Annotated in this window: 2 tRNA genes and 3 rRNA genes; all 5 read left to right on the top strand. The window is 52.8% G+C overall.

Annotated features, from left to right (window positions below):
* The first annotated feature begins 205 nt into the window (after positions 1-205).
* Positions 206-1,742: ribosomal RNA gene (locus ABWL39_RS20690) — 16S ribosomal RNA — on the top strand.
* 73 nt (positions 1,743-1,815) lie between these two features.
* Positions 1,816-1,892, top strand: a tRNA-Ile gene (locus ABWL39_RS20685).
* 56 nt (positions 1,893-1,948) lie between these two features.
* Positions 1,949-2,024 (top strand) — tRNA-Ala (locus tag ABWL39_RS20680).
* A gap of 290 nt (positions 2,025-2,314) precedes the next feature.
* Positions 2,315-5,201 (top strand): 23S ribosomal RNA (locus ABWL39_RS20675).
* A gap of 105 nt (positions 5,202-5,306) precedes the next feature.
* Positions 5,307-5,421 (top strand): 5S ribosomal RNA (rrf, locus tag ABWL39_RS20670).
* The 16S, 23S and 5S rRNA genes sit together here with 2 tRNA genes alongside, the layout of an rRNA operon.
* Positions 5,422-5,471 lie beyond the last annotated feature (50 nt).

Genomic DNA, 5,471 nt, shown 5'->3' with positions numbered 1-5,471 from the left:
GCGTATAGTTCGGCCTCTCTGCAGCGACGCACCGGCGGAAACGACGTGGTGGTGTTCGCAAGCAATTGATCTTTAACAAAAAAGTACAGTCGATAAGCGTGGGTGCTTGAGGCTCGGCGGACGAACCGTTTCGACGGGGAGTCACAAAGAGATGAAGTACTCGCGTAAATGTCAGGTAATCTGAGATTTTGCGAGCAAATGGATTAAACGAAAGAGTTTGATCCTGGCTCAGATTGAACGCTGGCGGCATGCTTTACACATGCAAGTCGAACGGGGTTAGGGGCTTGCTCCTAATCTAGTGGCGAACGGGTGAGTAATGCATCGGAACGTACCTTCAAGTGGGGGATAACGCACCGAAAGGTGTGCTAATACCGCATATACTGTGAGCAGGAAAGCAGGGGATCTTAGGACCTTGTGCTTGGAGAGCGGCCGATGTCGGATTAGCTAGTTGGTGGGGTAAAGGCTCACCAAGGCAACGATCCGTAGCGGGTCTGAGAGGATGATCCGCCACACTGGGACTGAGACACGGCCCAGACTCCTACGGGAGGCAGCAGTGGGGAATTTTGGACAATGGGGGCAACCCTGATCCAGCCATGCCGCGTGAGTGAAGAAGGCCTTCGGGTTGTAAAGCTCTTTTGTCCGGGAGCAAATCCTAGCAGCTAATATCTGCTGGGGATGAGAGTACCGGAAGAATAAGCACCGGCTAACTACGTGCCAGCAGCCGCGGTAATACGTAGGGTGCAAGCGTTAATCGGAATTACTGGGCGTAAAGCGTGCGCAGGCGGCTGATTAAGCTTGATGTGAAATCCCCGGGCTCAACCTGGGAACTGCATTGAGGACTGGTCGGCTAGAGTGTGGCAGAGGGAGATGGAATTCCACGTGTAGCAGTGAAATGCGTAGAGATGTGGAGGAACACCGATGGCGAAGGCAGTCTCCTGGGCCAACACTGACGCTCATGCACGAAAGCGTGGGGAGCAAACAGGATTAGATACCCTGGTAGTCCACGCCCTAAACGATGTCTACTAGTTGTCGGGAGGGGAGACCCTTTTGGTAACGCAGCTAACGCGTGAAGTAGACCGCCTGGGGAGTACGGTCGCAAGATTAAAACTCAAAGGAATTGACGGGGGCCCGCACAAGCGGTGGATTATGTGGATTAATTCGATGCAACGCGAAAAACCTTACCTACCCTTGACATGCCACTAACGAAGCAGAGATGCATTAGGTGCTCGAAAGAGAAAGTGGACACAGGTGCTGCATGGCTGTCGTCAGCTCGTGTCGTGAGATGTTGGGTTAAGTCCCGCAACGAGCGCAACCCTTGCCATTAATTGCCATCCTTAAGTTGGGCACTTTAATGGGACTGCCGGTGACAAACCGGAGGAAGGTGGGGATGACGTCAAGTCCTCATGGCCCTTATGGGTAGGGCTTCACACGTAATACAATGGTCGGTACAGAGGGTTGCCAACCCGCGAGGGGGAGCTAATCCCAGAAAGCCGATCGTAGTCCGGATTGTACTCTGCAACTCGAGTGCATGAAGTCGGAATCGCTAGTAATCGCGGATCAGCATGCCGCGGTGAATACGTTCCCGGGCCTTGTACACACCGCCCGTCACACCATGGGAGTGAGGGATACCAGAAGTAGGTAGCTCAACCGCAAGGAAAGCGCTTACCACGGTATGTTTCATGACTGGGGTGAAGTCGTAACAAGGTAGCCGTAGGGGAACCTGCGGCTGGATCACCTCCTTTCTAGAGAAAAGCCGTCCGCAAGCACTCACCCTTATCGACTGTGCAAGTTAGAGTACAGAGTTGGACCTGAGTTGGGCTTGTAGCTCAGTTGGTCAGAGCACACGCTTGATAAGCGTGGGGTCGCTGGTTCAAATCCAGCCAGGCCCACCAAAGAACAGTAAACGAGAAAATGAGTGAGAAATCACTGATTGGCTCGGGTCTGAAATGGGGGTTTAGCTCAGCTGGGAGAGCACCTGCTTTGCAAGCAGGGGGTCGTCGGTTCGATCCCGTCAACCTCCACCATCACCTGCCCGCAAGGGCGTCAGTCATCAAATCGAACTGCTTTGGGCGTCATGCAAGAGTGGTTGGATTTGCTGATTGTAGCAATAAGGCTGTACTTGATCTTTAACAAAACGGAAGAAGTGACATTGAAGTTCTCCTGATGCGTGAGCGCGAGTTCAGTGCATCAGAAACAGAGCAACAATGGGTTTTTGATTGTATCGCAACAGTTTATCTGCAAGTCGTAGATAGACTGCAAACACCGATTGAGTACCGAAATCGAAGCCGATCGCGAGATTGGATTGAGATTATAGGATCAAGCGACTAAGTGCACATGGTGGATGCCTTGGCGATTACAGGCGATGAAGGACGTGTAAGCCTGCGAAAAGCTCGGGGGAGCTGGCAATAAAGCATTGATCCCGAGATGTCCGAATGGGGAAACCCGGCCCGCAAGGGTCACTCCCACCTGAATATATAGGGTGGGTAGAGCGAACCCGGTGAACTGAAACATCTAAGTAGCCGGAGGAAAAGAAATCAACCGAGATTCCCAAAGTAGTGGCGAGCGAAATGGGAAGAGCCTGTATGTGATAACCATCGAGATAGTGGAACAGTCTGGAAAGTCTGGCCATAGTGGGTGATAGCCCCGTACGCGAAATCTGGGTGGTGGTACTGAGCATACGACAAGTAGGGCGGGACACGTGAAATCCTGTCTGAAGATGGGGGGACCATCCTCCAAGGCTAAATACTCGTAATCGACCGATAGTGAACCAGTACCGTGAGGGAAAGGCGAAAAGAACCCCGGAAGGGGAGTGAAATAGAACCTGAAACCGTGTGCATACAAACAGTGGGAGCCTCCTTGTGGGGTGACTGCGTACCTTTTGTATAATGGGTCAACGACTTACGTTCAGTAGCGAGCTTAACCGCATAGGGGAGGCGTAGGGAAACCGAGTCCGAATAGGGCGTTGAGTTGCTGGGCGTAGACCCGAAACCGGATGATCTATCCATGGCCAGGTTGAAGGTGCGGTAACACGCACTGGAGGACCGAACCCACTAGTGTTGCAAAACTAGGGGATGAGCTGTGGATAGGGGTGAAAGGCTAAACAAATCCGGAAATAGCTGGTTCTCTCCGAAAACTATTTAGGTAGTGCCTCACGTATCACTCTCGGGGGTAGAGCACTGTTATGGCTAGGGGGTCATCGCGACTTACCAAACCATTGCAAACTCCGAATACCGAGAAGTGCGAGCGTGGGAGACAGACATCGGGTGCTAACGTCCGGTGTCAAGAGGGAAACAACCCAGACCGCCAGCTAAGGTCCCAAATGACGTGCTAAGTGGTAAACGAAGTGGGAAGGCATAGACAGCCAGGATGTTGGCTTAGAAGCAGCCATCATTCAAAGAAAGCGTAATAGCTCACTGGTCGAGTCGTCCTGCGCGGAAGATGTAACGGGGCTAAGCACGTAACCGAAGCTGCGGATCATGCTTTATGCATGGTGGTAGGAGAGCGTTCTGTAAGCCTGCGAAGGTGGCTTGTAAAGGCTGCTGGAGGTATCAGAAGTGCGAATGTTGACATGAGTAGCGATAAACAAGGTGAAAGTCCTTGTCGCCGAAAGCCCAAGGTTTCCTACGCAACGTTCATCGGCGTAGGGTGAGTCGGCCCCTAAGGCGAGGCAGAAATGCGTAGTCGATGGGAAACAGGTTAATATTCCTGTACCGATTTGGAATGCGATGGGGGGACGGAGAAGGGTAGGTCAGCCAACTGTTGGAATAGTTGGTTTAAGCGTGTAGGCGTGCTTGCTAGGCAAATCCGGCGAGCTTAGCTGAGGCGTGATGACGAGGTGCCACGTGCACTGAAGTGATTGATCCCATGCTTCCAGGAAAAGCCTCTAAGCTTCAGTTCCAAATTGACCGTACTGCAAACCGACACAGGTGGGCAGGGTGAGAATCCTAAGGCGCTTGAGAGAACTCAGGAGAAGGAACTCGGCAAATTGACACCGTAACTTCGGGAGAAGGTGTGCCTCTGTAGGGTGAAGGACCTCGCGTCTGGAGCTTGAAGAGGTTGCAGTGAAAAGGTGGCTGCGACTGTTTATTAAAAACACAGCACTCTGCAAACACGAAAGTGGACGTATAGGGTGTGACGCCTGCCCGGTGCTGGAAGGTTAAGTGATGGGGTGCAAGCTCTTGATCGAAGCCCCAGTAAACGGCGGCCGTAACTATAACGGTCCTAAGGTAGCGAAATTCCTTGTCGGGTAAGTTCCGACCCGCACGAATGGCGTAACGATGGCCACACTGTCTCCTCCTGAGACTCAGCGAAGTTGAAGTGTTTGTGAAGATGCAATCTCCCCGCTGCTAGACGGAAAGACCCCGTGAACCTTTACTGTAGCTTTGCATTGGACTTTGAACAGACTTGTGTAGGATAGGTGGGAGGCTATGAAGCTGAGACGCTAGTTTCAGTGGAGCCGTCCTTGAAATACCACCCTGGTGTGTTTGAGGTTCTAACCTAGGCCCGTGATCCGGGTCGGGGACCGTGCATGGTAGGCAGTTTGACTGGGGCGGTCTCCTCCCAAAGTGTAACGGAGGAGCTCGAAGGTATCCTAGGTACGGTCGGAAATCGTACTGATAGTGCAATGGCAAAAGGATGCTTAACTGCGAGACCGACAAGTCGAGCAGGTGCGAAAGCAGGACATAGTGATCCGGTGGTTCTGTATGGAAGGGCCATCGCTCAACGGATAAAAGGTACTCCGGGGATAACAGGCTGATTCCTCCCAAGAGTTCATATCGACGGGGGAGTTTGGCACCTCGATGTCGGCTCATCACATCCTGGGGCTGTAGCCGGTCCCAAGGGTATGGCTGTTCGCCATTTAAAGTGGTACGTGAGCTGGGTTTAAAACGTCGTGAGACAGTTTGGTCCCTATCTGCAGTGGGCGTTGGAAGTTTGAGGGGGGCTGCTCCTAGTACGAGAGGACCGGAGTGGACGAACCTCTGGTGTACCGGTTATGACGCCAGTCGTATCGCCGGGTAGCTAAGTTCGGAAGAGATAACCGCTGAAAGCATCTAAGCGGGAAACTCGCCTCAAGATGAGACTTCCCTGGCGGCTTGACCGCCCTGAAGGGTCGTGGAAGACCACCACGTTGATAGGTCGGGTGTGGAAGCGCAGTAATGCGTTAAGCTAACCGATACTAATTGCCCGTGAGGCTTGATCCTATAATCTGAATCCAATCCGATTCAGTCAATCGCGCAGTACAATCAAAACCACTTCTTCCGTTTCCAGAGACGTAGCAAATACTGCTGCGACTCAGACAGTTTATGTCTGGCGTCAATAGCAAGGTGGTCCCACGCCTTCCCATCCCGAACAGGACCGTGAAACGCCTTCGCGCCAATGATACTGCGGCATCGCCCGTGGGAAAGTAGGTCAACGCCAGACCCCTCATGCAAAGCCCCCGAGACTCCCTCTCGGGGGCTTTTTGCGCTGGC

This window comes from Chitinivorax sp. PXF-14 (assembly GCF_040812015.1).
In the GTDB taxonomy this organism is placed as follows: domain Bacteria; phylum Pseudomonadota; class Gammaproteobacteria; order Burkholderiales; family SCOH01; genus JBFNXJ01.
Note: the sequence above shows the minus strand (reverse complement) of the source record. Positions and strands in the feature narration are given on the sequence as shown.